Origin of the sequence: Streptomyces violaceoruber, assembly GCF_033406955.1 — a bacterium.
Lineage (GTDB): Bacteria > Actinomycetota > Actinomycetes > Streptomycetales > Streptomycetaceae > Streptomyces > Streptomyces violaceoruber.
Map to the genome: position 1 here is coordinate 805,819 of NZ_CP137734.1, position 14,498 is coordinate 820,316.

A 14,498-nucleotide genomic window follows, 5' to 3' on the forward strand; every position below is an offset into this window, starting at 1 on the left:
GCAGCGGTAATCGGTCTCACCTCCCAGTCGTCCGACGGCCGGGGCGGTCCGCGGCCGACGGACACACTACCCCAATGATCAGATCCCGAGGGGTCCCGCAGGTGGTTGACTCCCGGGACCTCCTCGTCAAAGTTGTACTGTGCAACCAGCAACGCGGAGGAGGAGCTGTGACGGCTGCCGAGACACCGGACGAGACGACCGTCGTTCCCGGCGGATGCCCCGCGGACGCGGCCGTGGAGACCATCCAGCGCGAGATGACGGTCTTCGCCCGCCGGGCCCGCGCCTCGGCGGGCCGTATGCACCCCGAGTTGTCCCTGGTGTCGTACACGCTGCTCGGGCATCTGGAGGAGCGGGACGGCCGCCGGGCCACGGACCTGGCCGCCCACTACGCCCTGGACAAGTCCACCGTCAGCCGCCAGGTGTCCGCGCTGGAGCGCGCCGGACTGATCGAGCGGCGCGTCGACCCGGACGACCACCGCGTCCAGGTCCTGCATCTGACCGAGTCCGGACGGGACGTCCTGGACCGGGTCACCGAGCGGCGGCGGGCGGCCTTCCGCGAGCGGCTCGCCGACTGGCCCGAGGAGGAGCTGCTCCGTTTCGCCGCGTATCTGGAGCGGTACAACGCGTGGCCGGACGCGGCCCCGGGCGCGGAGCGGGACCGGGCAGGGGCTGCGGACACGTACGGTTGGACGAGTACGCACTGATCACGCCGGCCGCGGGCAGCCCGCCCCGACGGCCCGAAAGGCCCCACCCCATGAACACCACCCGAGGCTTCACCGGGCGTCCGCGCGCCGCCCGGCCGGGACTGCCGCCCGGTCAGTACGACGCGGGCGACGACTGGCCCGTGCTGTCCGCCGAGGTCACTCCCGAGATCGCGCCCGCCGACTGGACCTTCCGCGTGGGCGGTCTGGTGGCCGAGCCCCGCACCTGGGACCTGGCCGGGGCACGCCTGCTGCCGGCCTCCGGGTACGCGGGCGACATCCACTGCGTCACCGGCTGGTCGAAGTTCGGGGTGCGGTTCGGGGGCGTGTCGCTGGACGCCTTCCTGGACGCGGCGGGTCCGCTGCCGTCGGCCACGCACGCCGTCGCCCACGCGCACACCGGCTACACCGCGAACCTGCCGCTCGCGGACCTGACCGGCGGGCGGGCCTGGATCGTGTGGGAGTACGACGGGCAGCCGCTGGCCCCCGAGCACGGCGGTCCGGCGCGGCTGGTGGTCCCGCACCTGTACTTCTGGAAGAGCGTGAAGTGGATCGCGGGGCTCGAGCTGCTCGACCACGACGAGCCGGGCTTCTGGGAGCAGAACGGCTACCACGCCCGCGGCAATCCCTGGGAGGAGCAGCGGTACTCCGGTGACTGAGACGGCCACGCACACGACGGGGGCGGGAGCCCCCGCTCCCCCGGCACGGTTCGCCGTGCCCGGGCGCATCGAGGTGAACGGCCGGGTGGCCGGGACGTGGCAGACGGCCACGCTCACCGGGATCCGCCGCGAGACGCCCCGCGCGTCGACCTTCCGCTTCGCCGTGCCCGGCTGGGCGGGCCACCTGCCCGGCCAGCACCTGATGCTGCGGCTCACCGCCGAGGACGGCTACCGGGCGCAGCGCCACTACTCGCTGGCGTCCGCACCGGACGACTCCGGGCACATCGAGCTGACCCTGGACCGGGTGCCCGACGGGGAGGTGTCCGGCTGGTTCCACACGGTGGCGCGGCCCGGCGACGAGATCGAGGTGCGCGGCCCGCTCAGCGGATTCTTCGCCTGGCCGGGCGACCGGCCCGCCCTGCTGCTGGGCGCCGGGTCCGGGGTCGTACCGCTGATGTCGATGGTGCGGCACCACCGGGCGCGGGGGCTCACCGTGCCGCTGCGGCTCCTCGTGTCCGCGCGCGGCCCCGGGGAGCTGATCTACGCCGATGAGTTCGGCGCGGAGACGACGCCCGTGTTCACCCGCACGGCGCCGGCCGGGGCGCCCGTGGGCCGGCTGGCGTCCGCGCATGTGGCGCCGCTCCTCGCCGAGCCGCCCGCCGGCGGATGGGAGGCCTACGTGTGCGGGTCGAACGCGTTCGCGGAGCACGCGTCGCGGCTGCTGGTGGCGGCCGGCCAGCCGGTGGACCGGATCCGGATCGAACGCTTCGGCTGATCCCCGCCCGGTTCGTGAGCGAGGCCCGCAGGAGTGGGTACCAGTCCAGTGCGGGCACTCGCACACGTGGCGCGACACGAAGGCGCGGCGGCCCCCGCGCTCGACGGCCGTCCGTCCGTTCCTCCGGTCGCGGTGATCGCGGGGAGGTCGACATGCGAACCCGGATACGCGGCCGGCACTGGCGGCGCAATCCGCTGCGGCGCCGGTCGGACGTCGTCGAGGCGTGGACCAAGGTGCTCGTCGCCCTCCTGCTGTTCGTGGCCGCGCCGGCGCTCGGTGCCGCCACCGCGTGGTGGGGCCACGGGCAGGCGCAGGCGATCGTGGCGGAGCAGCGGGCCGAGCGGCACCACGTCCGTGCCACGGTGGTGGACCGCACCCCCGGCACCCTGTCGACCGGAGAGCTCGGCGGACAGCACACGTACCGTGCGACCGTCCACTGGAAGGCACCGGACGGCACGGAGAAGAGCACCACGGCGCGGGTGCCGGCCGACACCCGGCACGGTGACACCGTCGACGTGTGGCTGGACTCCCGCGGCCAGAGCGTGCCCCCGCCGTCGGACAGTGCCGAGATCTGGCAGCACAGCGCCACCATCGGCTCGTTCACCACCATCGGGACGGTGCTCACGGTGCTCCTCGCGCATCGCGCCGTACGCGCGGTGGCCATGCGTCACCGCATGGCGGAGTGGGACCGCGACTGGGCGCTCACGGAGCCGCAGTGGACCCACCGGCGGGCCTGACGGCGCCCCGCCCGCGCGGTACCGGAGGGCGGCCGGACCTGGCGTTTCCGCGAGCCGCTCACGTACCGTGTGATCATCCGTACGGTCTGCCGCGTCTCCCCGCAAAGGCGGTTCTCGATGGCCCTGTTCGACCTCCCGCTCGACGAACTCCACACCTACCGCAGCGCGTCGGCCGAGCCCGAGGACTTCGACGCGTTCTGGAGCAAGACGCTCGCCGAGGCCCGCGAGCACGATCTGGACGCCCGCTTCGAACCCGTCGACACGGGACTGTCCACGGTGCGGGTGTACGACGTGACGTTCGCCGGCTTCGGCGGTCACCCGGTGAAGGCCTGGCTGACCCTGCCGGCCGCGGCCGCCGAGCCGCTGCCGCTGGTCGTGGAGTTCGTCGGGTACGGCGGCGGGCGCGGGCTGCCGCACGAGCACCTGCTGTGGGCGTCCACCGGCCGGGCCCACTTCGTGATGGACACCCGGGGCCAGGGCAGCGCCTGGGGCGGCGGTGGCGGCACCGCGGACCCCGTCGGCGGTACGCCCGCGTACCCGGGGTTCATGACCCGCGGTCTGGACGCTCCGGAGAACTACTACTACCGCCGGGTCTTCACCGACGCCGTGCGCGCCGTCGAGGCGGCCCGCTCCCACCCGCTGACCGACCCCTCCCGCACGGTCGCGCTGGGCGCGAGCCAGGGCGGCGGCATCACGATAGCGGTCGGCGGCCTGGTGCGAGACCTGGCCGCCGTCGCGCCGGACGTGCCGTTCCTGTGCGACTTCCCGCGCGCCACCACGCTCACCGACCGGCATCCCTACCGCGAGGTCGGCCTGTACCTGAAGACCCACCGCGGCCGGTCCGGGGACGCGCTGCGCACGCTGTCGTACTTCGACGGCGTGCACTTCGCGGCGCGAGGGCGGGCCCCGGCCCTGTTCTCGGCCGCCCTGGAGGACCAGACCTGCCCGCCGTCGACCGTTTTCGCCGCGTTCAACGCCTGGACGCACGAGGACAAGACGATCGAGGTGTACGACTTCAACGATCACGAGGGCGGGGGGCCGTACCAGGAGGCCGCGAAGCTGCGCTGGCTGAGCCGCCACGCCTGAGGTCCGTGGGTGGTGTTTCGGCCGAACCGGCGGACCGGACTTCCCAGCTGGTTTAGACCAATGGTAATCCTGGTGGCGCACCGAGCCCGCGCGGCTACCGTACGTCATCAACAGGAGGCGCGGCATGGCCCGCACCACCCCGCACGACCCGTCCCCCGCCGATCCGGCACCCGCCGACGCCCCGCCGCCCCTGTACCGGCGGGTGGCGGACCAACTGCTCGGCGAGTTGCGCGACGGGACCGTCCCCCCGGGTGAACGGCTGCCCGGCGAGCGCCGGCTGGCGGAGCACTTCGGCGTCAGCCGGGAGACCGTGCGGCAGGCCCTGGACGTGCTGCGCCGCGACGGTCTGCTCACCACCGACCGGCGGGGCAGCCACGTCGCCCTGCCGGGGCCGCCGGCCGGAAGCGCGGCACCCCTGGTCTTCCCGGTCGGCGCCCGGGCGGCGGAGCCGCGCACCGGCGACCGGGCCACCGTCGTCTGGGGGACGCCGCCGCCGGAGCACGCCGCGGCGCTGGGGCTGGTGCCGGGCCGGCCGACCCTGATGCACCACTACACGTCGGCGACGGCCGCGGGCAACGGCAGGCGGACCGCGGTGACATCGTTTTCCGCGGTGGCGCTGGCCGAGGTCGAGGAACTGGCCCGCTACCGCGACCGGGCCGACGGGATCGCCTGCGCGCAGTTGCGGCGGGCCTACGACTGGATGCGCCGCGCGGGCCTGACGCTGCACCACCGGGACACCATCACGCTCCAGCCCGACACCGCGTCGGTCCGGGTCGTGCGGCGGGTGCACGACCAGTACGCGCGACCGCTGGAGATCACCGACCTCCTGGTGGACACCCGGCAGGACGCCCTGGTCTACGAGTTCACGCTGCCGGCGGCCGGCTGACCCGTCGTCCTACGGGAGCCGCCGGGCGACGACCAGCCGGGCCCGCGGGCTGCCGTCGGGGCGGCGTCCGAACTCGGGCAGGGCGTGCAGGTCCGTCCGGAAGCCGGCCCGCGACAGCTCGCGGCCCACGGCCCCGAGCCGGAACGTCCGGTAGTACATGACGAACGGCGGCCGCCACAGCGCGTTGCGCACCCGCATCGCGGCGTCGAAGCCGAGCAGCGTCCAGTACCCCGGGGAGCCGGGCCTGGGCGGGGCTGCGACGGGGAAGGCGAAGCAGCCGTCCGGCCGGAGCACGGAGCGCACCTGGCCGAACAGGCCCGGCAGTTCGCGGGGCAGGAAGTGCCCGAACGCCCCGAAGCTCACCACGAGGTCGAAGGCGGGGCCGAAGGGCAGGGCGCGGGCGTCCGCGCGCACCCAGGAGACCTCCGGGCCCGGGGGCAGGGTGCGCCGGCGCGCGACCTCCAGCATGCCCGCGCTGAAGTCCACCCCGGTCACGTCCCGTTGGCACACCCGGGCCAGCACCTCGACGCCCGCGCCGGTGCCGCAGCACAGGTCGAGCCCGGCGGCGAAGGGTCCCAGCGGCTCCAGCCCGCGGGCCACGGCGTCCAGCACCCGGTCGGGCGTCCGGTACGGCGTGTGGTCGAACTTCGGGGCGAGCAGGTCGTAGCCCCGCTCGACCGAGGACAGTGCCTGGACGGCGAGTTCGCGCAGGGTGGGGCCTTCGGAGCTGAACATCCGGTCAGCCTAGGGGCTGTCCGGCGGGCCCCGCGGGAGCGCGGCGCTCGTCGAGCACGGCGAGTACGCGCTCGCACCAGCGGGCGTTCTCCCGCTCGAACGTGATGCCGGCGGCCAGGGTGAGGTAGGGCCCGACACGGTCGGCGTCCCGCAGGTGTTCCTCCTCGGTGCGGCCGTCCAGGAGGCGTTCCCGCACCCGCTCGTAGCGGGCGAGTTTGCCCAGCGCCCAGGCCCTGCGCTCCTCGACCAGCGCGCGGACCGCCGCCGGGTCGACGCCGTCCATGGCCTGCATCTTGATCAGGAACTCGTCGCGGATGGCGGTGGGCCGCCGGGTCGGCGCGGCGGCGAAGACGCCGAGCTGCTCCCGGCCCGCCTCGGTGAGCGAGAACAGCCGCTTGGTGGGCCTGCGCTCCTGCGGCACGGTCCGCGCCTCGATGAGTCCGTCGCCCGCGAGGCGCTCCAGCTCCCGGTAGAGCTGCTGCGGCGTGGCGGGCCAGAAGTTGGCGAGCGACACGTCGAACACCTTGGACAGCTCGTAGCCCGAGGCCTCGCCCTCGAGCAGGGCGGCCAGGACGGCGTACTTGAGAGACATGTCGACACGCTAGCAAGCGGGGTCCAGGCCGACTACTCTACTCCACACCTATTCAAAGAGTTGAGTATGAAGGAGTGGCGATGCGGGCATTCCGCGCGGCGGTGGAGGCACACGACATGGACGCCGTCGAAGCACTGCTGGCCGACGACGTGGTCTTCTCCAGCCCCGTCGTCTTCAAGCCCTACCGGGGCAAGGCGGTCACGGCGGCGATCCTGCGCGCGGTCGAGCGCGTCTTCGAGGACTTCCGCTACGAACGGGTCATCGGCGAGGCGGACGGCCGCGACCACGCCCTGCTCTTCGCGGCGCGGGTGGGCGACCGCGAGATCAGCGGCTGCGACTTCCTGCACCTGGACGCGTCCGGCCGCATCGCCGAACTGACGGTGATGGTGCGCCCGCTCTCGGGAGCCCAGGCCCTTCAGGCGGCCATGGCCGCGCAGTTCGAGCGGATCGCGGAGGAAGCACAGGAGAGGCAGGACGCCCGGGCGGCTTCGGCGGACTGAACCCGGAACGGGACCCGCGGGGTCCGGCGGGCCGAGCCTCGCACGGGACCCGCGGGGCCCAGTCGTCGTGGCCGACTGGACGCACCGCACGGGAGGCGGGGGAGGCACGGCGCCCGGGCGGAAGCAGAGGCCACGAAGAACGGGATGGCGACGAGGAAGCGGCCCGCGTCGGCGCTGCTCCGCGAGCCACCGGTCCGCGCGGTCGCGGTCGACGGCGCCGCCCGCGCAGGCCGGCTCGGCGAGCCTCGCGAGCAGCGACGGCGTCGCGGGGTCGGTGAACACGAGGGTGTGGACCTCGACCGTGACATCGTCGAACTCGACCGTGACATCGTCGAAGCCGCCGACCAGGAGCAGGCCCGGGTACTGGATGCCGGCGCGGGCGTGCTCAGGAGGTCGGCGCGGGCGGGCAGGATCGCGCGGGTGAGCTGCGGGTCGCCCGAGTCGATCATGATGGCGTCCCGGTCCCGACCGGCCAGGACGATCCGGCCGCCCGGACAGAGGATCCGTCGCGCCTCCGCCACCGCGCGTTCCGGTTCCTGGAGTACGCGGAAGACCGTCTCCGCGCGGTAGCCTCGCACGCTTCCCTCGGCGAAGGGCAGTTCCTCCGCTCCCGCCTTCCGGAACTCGCCCTCCGGCCACCGCTCCCGGGCCGAGGCCGAGGAGCTCCGGTCGAGAATCGCGGCGGCCGAGGCCTCCTTGGAGCCGATCGAGGGCGGCCTGGACCGCGAGTACGACGACGTCACCCAGTGCCCGGAGCACCGGCGGCGCATCACCGGGCGGATCGGCTCCGAGGTCCCGTGACGACCCCCGAGGCCCCCCGTCACCTTCAGCACGTGCCGGGGCTGGGCACCGTGGTACAGTGCTTTCAGCACTCGTGTACGCCCCTCGATCGGGCGCCGGTGCCAGTTTCCCTTCGGTTCGCGGATCTGCTCGTCCTGATGCGACCGGCACGTCCGCTTCTCAGCACAACCTCGTGAGCGGGGCCCCGTTCCCGCCGTGTCCGAGGTGCTGTTCCCCGCCGTCCGGAGGCGTGTCGTCCGACCCCTCGCGCGGCTCTTCCCTTCCTTGCGCATGTCCCATGCCCGTGTCCTCGAAAGGACCGACCACATGACCACCACACTCGAGCACCCCCCTGTACAGCACGCCCCGGCCGACATCGCGAGCGGTGTCCTCGACATCGAAACGGGCGGCAAGGGGCGCCTGCGCGGCAGGAACCTCCAGCCCGAGCCGGCCGACCCGGCCCTCTCCCCCGCACTGATCCGCCGGCACGGGCTGCGCAGGGGCGACCTCGTCGAGGGGGTGTGCGGCGACCGGCGCACCCTGACCGACGTCGTCCGCGTCAACGGGCGTACGCCCGACCGGCGGAGCCGGCCGCACTTCGCCGACCTGACCCCGCTGCACCCGCACGAGCGGCTGCGGCTCGAACACCCGGCGGCCGGTCTCGCCGGACGCGTCGTCGATCTGCTCGCCCCGGTCGGCAAGGGCCAGCGCGGACTGATCGTCGCCCCGCCGAAGACCGGCAAGACCGTCCTCCTCCAGCAGTTCGCCGCCGCGGTGGCCGGCAACCACCCCGAGGCCCGCCTGATGGTGGTGCTGCTCGACGAACGCCCCGAGGAGGTCACCGACATGCGGCGCTCGGTACGCGGCGAGGTCTACTCCTCGACCTTCGACCGGAGCGCCAGGCAGCACATCGCGCTCGCCGAGCTGGTGATCGAGCGGGCCAAGCGGCTCGTCGAGGCCGGCGAGGACGTCGTCATCCTCCTCGACTCCCTCACCCGGCTGTGCAGGGCGCACAACAACGCCGCCTCCTCCGGCGGCCGCACGCTCAGCGGCGGCGTCGACGCCGGGGCGCTGCTGGGTCCCAAGCGGTTCTTCGGCGCGGCCCGCAAGGCGGAGGAGGGCGGTTCCCTCACCATCCTCGCCACCGCCCTGGTCGAGACCGGCTCGCGTGCCGACGACTTCTACTTCGAGGAGCTGAAGAGCACCGGCAACATGGAACTGCGGCTGAGCCGGGAGCCGGCCTCCCGCCGGGTCTTCCCGGCCGTCGAACCGGTCGGCTCGGGCACCCGGCGCGAGGAGCTGCTGCTGTCCGGTGCCGAGACGACCGCCCTGCGCGGGCTGCGGCGGGCCCTGGTGGCCCGGGACGGGCAGTCCGGCCTGGAGACCCTGCTGGAGCGGCTGCGCCGGACGCCGGACAACGCCACGTTCCTGCGACAGGTCCAGCCGACGCTGCCCGCGGGCTGACACCTCTCGCCGACGGCACCGGCCGGCACCTCCGTCTGCCCCGCGCTACGGCATCCGGGTGTTTGCGGGGCGGACCCGGCCCGGTCAGCGTGGCGACGTGAGGGGCCGTTCCTACGTTTGCGGTATGACTATCGGATTCTCATCCCGGGCGGTTCGAGCCACCTGCATGCTCTGCGCGGCAGGACTGCTGACGCTCGTGCCCGCCACCGCGGCCGCCCGCGCGGGGCGGCCGGACCCCGGTCCGCCCGGCGATGCGGCGGCGCCCCGGTCGTCGCCGCTGTACCGCTCCGGCACGCAGGTCCGGCCGCACCCCGCGGCGCCCCGGGTTCCCGAAGTCTCCGCCCTGTCCTGGGTCGTGGCCGACGCCGGTACGGGCGACGTGCTGGCGGCGAACGACGCCCACCGCGAGCTGCCCCCGGCCAGCACCCTCAAGACGCTGTTCGCGCTCACGGTGCTGCCCGCGCTGCCGGGCGGCATCCGGCACGAGGTGGGCCCCGAGGACCTGTCCGGCATCGGTCCGGGCAGCAGCCTGGTCGGTGTCGTCGAGGGCCAGACGTACCGCGTCTCCGACCTGTGGAACGGCGTCTTCCTCAACTCCGGGAACGACGCCGTGCACGTGCTCGCCTCGCTCACCGGCGGGTGGAGCGCCACGGCGGCCCGGATGCAGGCCGAGGCCCGCGCCCTCGGCGCCCGCGACACCCACGTCCGCTCGCCCGACGGGTACGACGCCCCGGGCCAGGTCTCCTCCGCGTACGACCTGGCCGTCTTCGGCCGGGAAGGGCTGCGGCGTCCCGACTTCGCGCGGTACTGCGCCAAGGTCGACGCGATGTTCCCCGGCCGCGACGGGAGCTCGTACGGGATCATGAACACCAACCGGCTGCTCACCGGGGCCGACGGCGTGCAGCCGTACCCGGGGCTGATCGGGGTGAAGAACGGCTACACCAGCAACGCGGGCAACACGCTCATCGCCGCCGCCCGCCGCGACGGACGGACCCTGGTCGTCACGGTGATGAACCCGCAGGAGGGCGGCGGCCACGCCGTCTACGAGGAGGCCCGGGCACTGCTCGACTGGGGCTTCGAGGCGGCCGGCGAGGTCGACCCGGTGGGCTCACTGGACCCCGAGGACCACCGGCCCCGGCAGGGACCGCAGGCCGTACCCGCGGCGGTGAGCGCGGCGAAGCCGGCCGAGGACGTGCCGGGTTGGCCGGAGACGGGCGCGATCCTCGGTGTCGCGGGGCTCGGCGCGGGCGTCATGGCGCTCGCCCTGCGGATCAAGCTCGTCCGGGACGACGGCAGTTGACGACGGCAGCCGACGGGAGCGCCACGCACGTTCAGAACACCGACAGCCCCGTGAGCGTCGTGAAGCGGTCCAAGGCCGCCACCCCGGCCACCGAGTTGCCCCGCTCGTCCAGGCCGGGGCCCCACACGCACAGCGTGCAGTGCCCCGGCACCACCGCGATGATGCCGCCGCCGACCCCGCTCTTGCCCGGCAGACCCACCCGGTGCGCGAAGTCGCCGGCCGCGTCGTAGGTCCCGCAGGTCAGCATCACCGCGTTGATCTGCTTGGCCCGGCTGCGGCTGAGCAGCCGGGTGCCGTCCGCACGGATGCCGTGCCGGGCCAGGAAGCCGGTGGCCAGGGCCAGGTCGGCGCAGGACGCGGCGACGGAGCACTGGCGGAAGTACTGGTCCAGGAGCACCGGGACGGGGTTGTCGATGTTGCCGTAGGACGCCATGAAGTGCGCCAGCGCGGCATTCCGGTCGCCGTGCGCGGCCTCGGAGGCGGCGACCTCCTCGTCGTGACCGAGGTCCGGGTTGCCGCTCTCGGCGCGCAGGAAGGCGAGCAGTTCGCCGGCCGCGTCGCCGGTGCGGGTGTGCAGCCGGTCGGTGACGACGAGGGCGCCCGCGTTGATGAACGGGTTGCGCGGGATGCCGTTCTCGTACTCCAGCTGCACCAGGGAGTTGAACGGGTTGCCGGACGGCTCGCGGCCCACGTGCTCCCACAGGGCGTCGCCCTCCCTGGCCAGGTCGAGGGCGAGGGTGAAGACCTTGGTGAGGGACTGCGCGGAGAACGGCTCCCGCCAGTCCCCCACCCCGTAGACCGTGCCGTCCAGCTCAGCGACGGCCATGCCGAAGCGGCGCGGGTCGCGGGCGGCGAGGGCGGGGATGTAGTCGGCGGGCCGGCCGCTGCCCGGGGTCCGCTCGATCTCCTCGGCGATGCGCTCCAGGACCGGCCGGAAGGTCGTCGGTGTGCTCATGATCGCCATTCTCCCTCCGGGCCGGCCCGGGCGGCGGGAGGCCCGCGGTGGGTGGACCCCCGCACCGGGGTGGTGCTGGCCTCACCCCCACTTCGGGGGTAGCCGTCATCCCCCCGCCGAAGGCCAGCCCACATACTGTGGCGCATGGCCAACCCAACGGTGCTCATCGAGAGCCTGCCCACGCCCGCACAGGAGAAGGATCGCGAAAGGGGAAGCGACTTTTCCGAACTCTCCCGGCGAATAGCCGGCGCGGGGCTGCTCCGGCGTCGCCCGCTGTACTACACGGTCCGCTTCGGCGCCGTCGCCCTCGCGCTCGCCGGCGGTGTCGCCGCGTTCGTCGCCCTGGGGGACAGCTGGAGCCAGCTGTTCGTCGCGGTCGCCCTCGCCGTCGTCTTCGGCCAGCTCGGACTGGCCGCCCACGACCTCGCCCACCGGCAGGTCTTCACGCGCCGGCGCCCCAGCGAGGCGGGCGGTCTGCTGACGGCCAACCTGCTGCTCGGCATGAGCTACGGCTGGTGGATGAACAAGCACACCCGCCACCACGCGAACCCGAATCACGAGGAGAAGGACCCGGACGTCTCCCCCGACATCCTGGTGTGGTCGCGGGGTCAGGCGAGCCGGGCGACCGGGCTGCCGCGGTTCGTCGGCAGGCACCAGGCGGCCCTGTTCTTCCCGCTGCTGACGCTGGAGGGCCTGAACCTGAGCTTCAACAGCTTCAAGGCGCTCGGCAGCCGGGCCGTGAAACGGCCGGTCCTGGAGGGCACGCTGCTCGTCGCCCACTTCGCCGTGTACTTCGGCGGCCTGTTCACGGTCCTCTCCCCGGGCAAGGCGCTCGTCTTCCTCGCCGTCCACCAGGGACTGTTCGGGATCTACCTGGGCTCGGTCTTCGCCCCCAACCACAAGGGCATGCCGATGATCGAGGAGGGCATGCGGCTGGACTTCCTGCGCCGTCAGGTCCTGACCTCCCGCAACGTGCGGGGCGGTGCGCTCGTCGACGCCTTCATGGGCGGCCTCAACTACCAGATCGAGCACCACCTGTTCCCCAGTATGCCGACCCCCGCCCTCGGCCGGGCCCAGGCCATCACCGAGGCGTACTGCGCCGAGTTGGGCGTGCCCTACCACCAGACGGGGCTGCTGGCCTCGCACCGCGAGGCCCTGCGGCACATGAGGAGCGTTGGGGAGCCGCTGCGCGCCGCTCGCTGAGCAGCGGTCGGCTGCGCGGCGGTCAGCTGTGCAGCACGCCGGTGCCCAGCAGCCCGAACAGCAGGACGCCGACCGCGATCCGGTAGACGACGAACGAGTTGAAGGTGTGCTTGGCGACGAACTTCAGCAGCCAGGCGATGGAGGCGTAGGCCACCACGAAGGAGACGAGGGTGCCGACCGCCAGGGGCGCGGCACCCGCTCCCGTGCCCAGGGCGTCCTTCAGCTCGTAGAGCCCGGCTCCGGTCAGGGCCGGGATGCCGAGGAAGAAGGACAGCCGGGTGGCGGCGACCCGGTCCAGGTCGAGCATCAGCGCGGTGGACATGGTGGCGCCGGAACGGGAGAAGCCCGGGAAGAGCAGGGCGAGGATCTGTGAGCCGCCGACCAGCATGGCGTCCTTGAAGGACGTGTCGTCCTCGCCCCGCTTGTGCCGGCCGGTGCGGTCGGCCCACCACATCACGCCACTGCCGACGATCAGCGAGCCCGCCACCACCCACAGCGAGGCGAGCGGGCCCTTGATCAGGGGCTTGGCGGCCAGGCCGACGAGGACGATGGGGATGGTGGCGTAGATGACCCACCAGGCGAACCTGTAGTCGTGGTGGTACCGCTCCTCGCGGTCGCGCAGCCCGCGGCCCCAGGCGGAGACGATCCGCATGATGTCCTTGGAGAAGTAGACGAGCACGGCGGCGATCGCGCCGACCTGGATGACCGCGGAGAAACCGATGACGGCGTCGTCGTCGACCGGGATGCCCATCAGCCCCTCGACGATCTTGAGGTGTCCGGTGGAGGAGACGGGCAGGAACTCGGTCACCCCCTCGACGGCTCCGAGGACGACGGCCTGACCGATGCTGATGGCGCTCATGGCATCCAGTTCCTACTACACCAAGCTGTGTGCCCGGCGTCAGGTCCAGAGCGCGTCGGCCAGAGTCACCCCCGCGAACGCCGCCGCGAGGCCGGCCGCCACGCTTCCCCCCACGTTCACCGCGGCGTGCAGGCGCGCGCCGGTCTCGGTCAGCCGGAGCGTCTCGTAGGAGAAGGTCGAGTAGGTGGTGAGGGCGCCGCACAGGCCGGTGCCCAGCAGCAGCCGCAGGTCGGAGCCGACCGCTCCGGCCAGGGCGGCGCCGGTCAGCAGGCCGAGGACGACGCTGCCGATCACGTTCACCGTGAAGGTGCCCCAGGGGAAGACGGAGTCGTGCCGGGACTGCACGGCGCGGTCGGTGAGGTAGCGCAGCGGGGCGCCGATCATGCCGCCCGCGACGACCAGCAGCCAGTTCACGACGGCCTCCGGCCCTCGTACCTGACGACCTCGCACGGGTTGAGGGTGACCAGGCCCTCGGTGACGAGTTCGTCGAGCAGCGGCAGGAAGCCCCGTACCCGCTCCTCGGTGTCGACGACGACGACGGCCACCGGCAGGTCCTCGCTCAGGGACAGCAGCCGGGTGGTGTGGACGATCGAGGAGGCACCGAAGCCCTCGACGCCGCGGAAGACGCTGGCACCGGCGAGGCCCGCGGCGTGGGCGCGGTGGACGATCTCCGAGTACAGGGGGCGGTGGTGCCAGGTGTCGTTCTCGCCGACGTACACGGTCAGGCGCAGGGCGCTGCCGGTCAGCCTCGTCATGACTGCCTCCACTTCAGGACCCGGCGGGCCGCCCATGCGGCGAGCCACACCGCCGTGAGTGCCGCGAGCGGGGTCGCGGCGAGGTAGGCCAGGCCGGTGGGGAGCCGGCCGTCGGCGAACAGGGACCGGCTGTCGACGGCGTAGGTGGAGAAGGTGGTGAAGCCGCCGAGCACACCGGTGCCGAAGAAGGGCCGGACCAGACGGTGGGCGGGCCGGACCTCGGTGATGACCACCATGAACACGCCGATCACGGCACAGCCCACGGCGTTGACCCCGAAGGTCGTCCAGGGGAAGCCCCCGGCCGGTGTCGGCCACCAGAGGGAGGCCGCGTAGCGGGCGGCGGCTCCGGTGCCCCCGCCCAGGGCCACGACCGCGACGACGGGTGCCTGGGTGCGCCATCCGGACCGGCTCGGGGCGGCGGCCCGGATGCCGCCGGGGCGCCCGGTCCTCGGGACTGTCATGGTCGTACGTCTCCTACTCGCCGGGCAGGGGGATGCCCTCCTGCGCTAGT

The 14,498-nt window shown here is 73.4% G+C and carries 18 protein-coding genes; 10 read left to right on the plus strand and 8 right to left on the minus strand.

The features are described from left to right. The first annotated feature begins 167 nt into the window (after positions 1-167). The 6 genes from R2E43_RS03850 to R2E43_RS03875 all read left to right on the plus strand — a co-directional run bounded on the left by R2E43_RS03850 (position 168) and on the right by R2E43_RS03875 (position 4,844). The gene (locus R2E43_RS03850; RefSeq protein ID WP_191850826.1) at positions 168-704 is read left to right on the plus strand and encodes a MarR family winged helix-turn-helix transcriptional regulator; all 537 of its coding nucleotides are present in this window, start codon (positions 168-170) and stop codon (positions 702-704) included. Positions 705-754: 50 nt separating this feature from the next. Further along, the gene (locus tag R2E43_RS03855; RefSeq protein WP_011031407.1) at positions 755-1,360 is read left to right on the plus strand and encodes a sulfite oxidase-like oxidoreductase; all 606 of its coding nucleotides are present in this window, start codon (positions 755-757) and stop codon (positions 1,358-1,360) included. Beyond that, positions 1,353-2,135: a ferredoxin reductase gene (locus R2E43_RS03860; protein WP_374105162.1), complete on the plus strand. Its 783-nt coding sequence runs from the start codon at positions 1,353-1,355 to the stop codon at positions 2,133-2,135. The genes R2E43_RS03855 and R2E43_RS03860 overlap by 8 nt, the downstream gene beginning before the upstream one ends. Positions 2,136-2,287: 152 nt before the next feature. After that, positions 2,288-2,872, plus strand: a complete 585-nt coding sequence (locus R2E43_RS03865; protein WP_003972086.1) for an Rv1733c family protein — start codon at positions 2,288-2,290, stop codon at positions 2,870-2,872. A gap of 117 nt (positions 2,873-2,989) precedes the next feature. Beyond that, complete coding sequence (locus tag R2E43_RS03870; protein WP_003972087.1) at positions 2,990-3,958, plus strand: acetylxylan esterase; 969 nt, start codon at positions 2,990-2,992, stop codon at positions 3,956-3,958. A gap of 124 nt (positions 3,959-4,082) precedes the next feature. Next, positions 4,083-4,844, plus strand: coding sequence for a GntR family transcriptional regulator (locus tag R2E43_RS03875; protein ID WP_003972088.1), 762 nt, complete (start codon positions 4,083-4,085; stop codon positions 4,842-4,844). A 9-nt stretch (positions 4,845-4,853) separates the two neighbouring features. Here R2E43_RS03875 and R2E43_RS03880 read toward each other — a convergent pair whose 3' ends face one another. Beyond that, positions 4,854-5,579, minus strand: a complete 726-nt coding sequence (locus tag R2E43_RS03880) for a class I SAM-dependent methyltransferase (RefSeq protein ID WP_030865670.1) — start codon at positions 5,577-5,579, stop codon at positions 4,854-4,856. Between the two features lie 4 nt (positions 5,580-5,583). After that, a complete protein-coding gene (locus R2E43_RS03885) occupies positions 5,584-6,171 on the minus strand; it encodes a PadR family transcriptional regulator (RefSeq protein WP_011031405.1) in 588 nt (195 codons plus the stop codon). A gap of 80 nt (positions 6,172-6,251) precedes the next feature. On the opposite strand from R2E43_RS03885, the gene R2E43_RS03890 reads away from it, so the two are divergent. Continuing rightward, entirely contained in the window at positions 6,252-6,671 is a 420-nt protein-coding gene (locus R2E43_RS03890) for a nuclear transport factor 2 family protein (protein ID WP_003972091.1), read from the plus strand. Here R2E43_RS03890 and R2E43_RS03895 read toward each other — a convergent pair. After that, the gene (locus R2E43_RS03895) at positions 6,587-7,414 is read right to left on the minus strand and encodes a methyltransferase domain-containing protein (RefSeq protein WP_332057104.1); all 828 of its coding nucleotides are present in this window, start codon (positions 7,412-7,414) and stop codon (positions 6,587-6,589) included. The genes R2E43_RS03890 and R2E43_RS03895 overlap by 85 nt on opposite strands. Before the next feature lie 253 nt (positions 7,415-7,667). Between R2E43_RS03895 and rho the strand changes: the two genes are divergently transcribed. Together rho and R2E43_RS03905 are read left to right on the plus strand one after the other, a co-directional pair. Beyond that, a complete protein-coding gene (gene rho / locus R2E43_RS03900; RefSeq protein ID WP_332055911.1) occupies positions 7,668-8,915 on the plus strand; it encodes a transcription termination factor Rho in 1,248 nt (415 codons plus the stop codon). A 124-nt stretch (positions 8,916-9,039) separates the two neighbouring features. Then, positions 9,040-10,215 carry a D-alanyl-D-alanine carboxypeptidase family protein gene (locus tag R2E43_RS03905; RefSeq protein ID WP_162483876.1) on the plus strand — a complete coding sequence of 392 codons (1,176 nt, stop codon included), beginning with the start codon at positions 9,040-9,042 and terminating at the stop codon, positions 10,213-10,215. 31 nt (positions 10,216-10,246) lie between these two features. Here the strand turns inward: R2E43_RS03905 and R2E43_RS03910 are convergent, their stop codons facing one another. Further along, the gene (locus R2E43_RS03910) at positions 10,247-11,179 is read right to left on the minus strand and encodes a glutaminase (RefSeq protein WP_003972095.1); all 933 of its coding nucleotides are present in this window, start codon (positions 11,177-11,179) and stop codon (positions 10,247-10,249) included. A gap of 135 nt (positions 11,180-11,314) precedes the next feature. On the opposite strand from R2E43_RS03910, the gene R2E43_RS03915 reads away from it, so the two are divergent. Continuing rightward, positions 11,315-12,373, plus strand: a complete 1,059-nt coding sequence (locus R2E43_RS03915; protein ID WP_319706180.1) for a fatty acid desaturase family protein — start codon at positions 11,315-11,317, stop codon at positions 12,371-12,373. Positions 12,374-12,395: 22 nt separating this feature from the next. On the opposite strand, the gene R2E43_RS03920 is transcribed toward R2E43_RS03915, so the two are convergent. Genes R2E43_RS03920 through crcB (R2E43_RS03935) form a run of 4 tightly spaced genes read right to left on the minus strand, consistent with a single transcriptional unit; the run spans position 12,396 to position 14,448 of the window. Beyond that, positions 12,396-13,232, minus strand: coding sequence for an undecaprenyl-diphosphate phosphatase (locus R2E43_RS03920; protein WP_003972097.1), 837 nt, complete (start codon positions 13,230-13,232; stop codon positions 12,396-12,398). Positions 13,233-13,271: 39 nt separating this feature from the next. Beyond that, positions 13,272-13,646, minus strand: a complete 375-nt coding sequence (crcB, locus tag R2E43_RS03925) for a fluoride efflux transporter CrcB (RefSeq protein WP_121714964.1) — start codon at positions 13,644-13,646, stop codon at positions 13,272-13,274. Next, entirely contained in the window at positions 13,643-13,987 is a 345-nt protein-coding gene (locus R2E43_RS03930) for a DUF190 domain-containing protein (protein WP_319706176.1), read from the minus strand. The genes crcB (R2E43_RS03925) and R2E43_RS03930 overlap by 4 nt, the downstream gene beginning before the upstream one ends. Then, positions 13,984-14,448 (minus strand): fluoride efflux transporter CrcB, encoded by a 465-nt coding sequence (gene crcB, locus R2E43_RS03935; protein WP_011031398.1) that lies wholly within the window; start codon positions 14,446-14,448, stop codon positions 13,984-13,986. Before crcB (R2E43_RS03935) ends, R2E43_RS03930 begins: the two co-directional genes overlap by 4 nt. Positions 14,449-14,498 lie beyond the last annotated feature (50 nt).

What these genes read in the sequence shown, in the direction of transcription:
- R2E43_RS03855 (WP_011031407.1), top strand. Translation starts at nt 755, where the DNA reads ATGAACACCACCCGAGGCTTCACCGGGCGTCCGCGCGCCGCCCGGCCG.
- R2E43_RS03865 (WP_003972086.1), top strand. Translation starts at nt 2,288, where the DNA reads ATGCGAACCCGGATACGCGGCCGGCACTGGCGGCGCAATCCGCTGCGG.
- R2E43_RS03870 (WP_003972087.1), top strand. Translation starts at nt 2,990, where the DNA reads ATGGCCCTGTTCGACCTCCCGCTCGACGAACTCCACACCTACCGCAGC.
- R2E43_RS03875 (WP_003972088.1), top strand. Translation starts at nt 4,083, where the DNA reads ATGGCCCGCACCACCCCGCACGACCCGTCCCCCGCCGATCCGGCACCC.
- R2E43_RS03880 (WP_030865670.1), bottom strand. Translation starts at nt 5,579, where the DNA reads ATGTTCAGCTCCGAAGGCCCCACCCTGCGCGAACTCGCCGTCCAGGCA.
- R2E43_RS03885 (WP_011031405.1), bottom strand. Translation starts at nt 6,171, where the DNA reads ATGTCTCTCAAGTACGCCGTCCTGGCCGCCCTGCTCGAGGGCGAGGCC.
- R2E43_RS03890 (WP_003972091.1), top strand. Translation starts at nt 6,252, where the DNA reads ATGCGGGCATTCCGCGCGGCGGTGGAGGCACACGACATGGACGCCGTC.
- R2E43_RS03905 (WP_162483876.1), top strand. Translation starts at nt 9,040, where the DNA reads ATGACTATCGGATTCTCATCCCGGGCGGTTCGAGCCACCTGCATGCTC.
- R2E43_RS03910 (WP_003972095.1), bottom strand. Translation starts at nt 11,179, where the DNA reads ATGGCGATCATGAGCACACCGACGACCTTCCGGCCGGTCCTGGAGCGC.
- R2E43_RS03915 (WP_319706180.1), top strand. Translation starts at nt 11,315, where the DNA reads ATGGCCAACCCAACGGTGCTCATCGAGAGCCTGCCCACGCCCGCACAG.
- R2E43_RS03920 (WP_003972097.1), bottom strand. Translation starts at nt 13,232, where the DNA reads ATGAGCGCCATCAGCATCGGTCAGGCCGTCGTCCTCGGAGCCGTCGAG.
- R2E43_RS03930 (WP_319706176.1), bottom strand. Translation starts at nt 13,987, where the DNA reads ATGACGAGGCTGACCGGCAGCGCCCTGCGCCTGACCGTGTACGTCGGC.
- crcB (WP_011031398.1), bottom strand. Translation starts at nt 14,448, where the DNA reads ATGACAGTCCCGAGGACCGGGCGCCCCGGCGGCATCCGGGCCGCCGCC.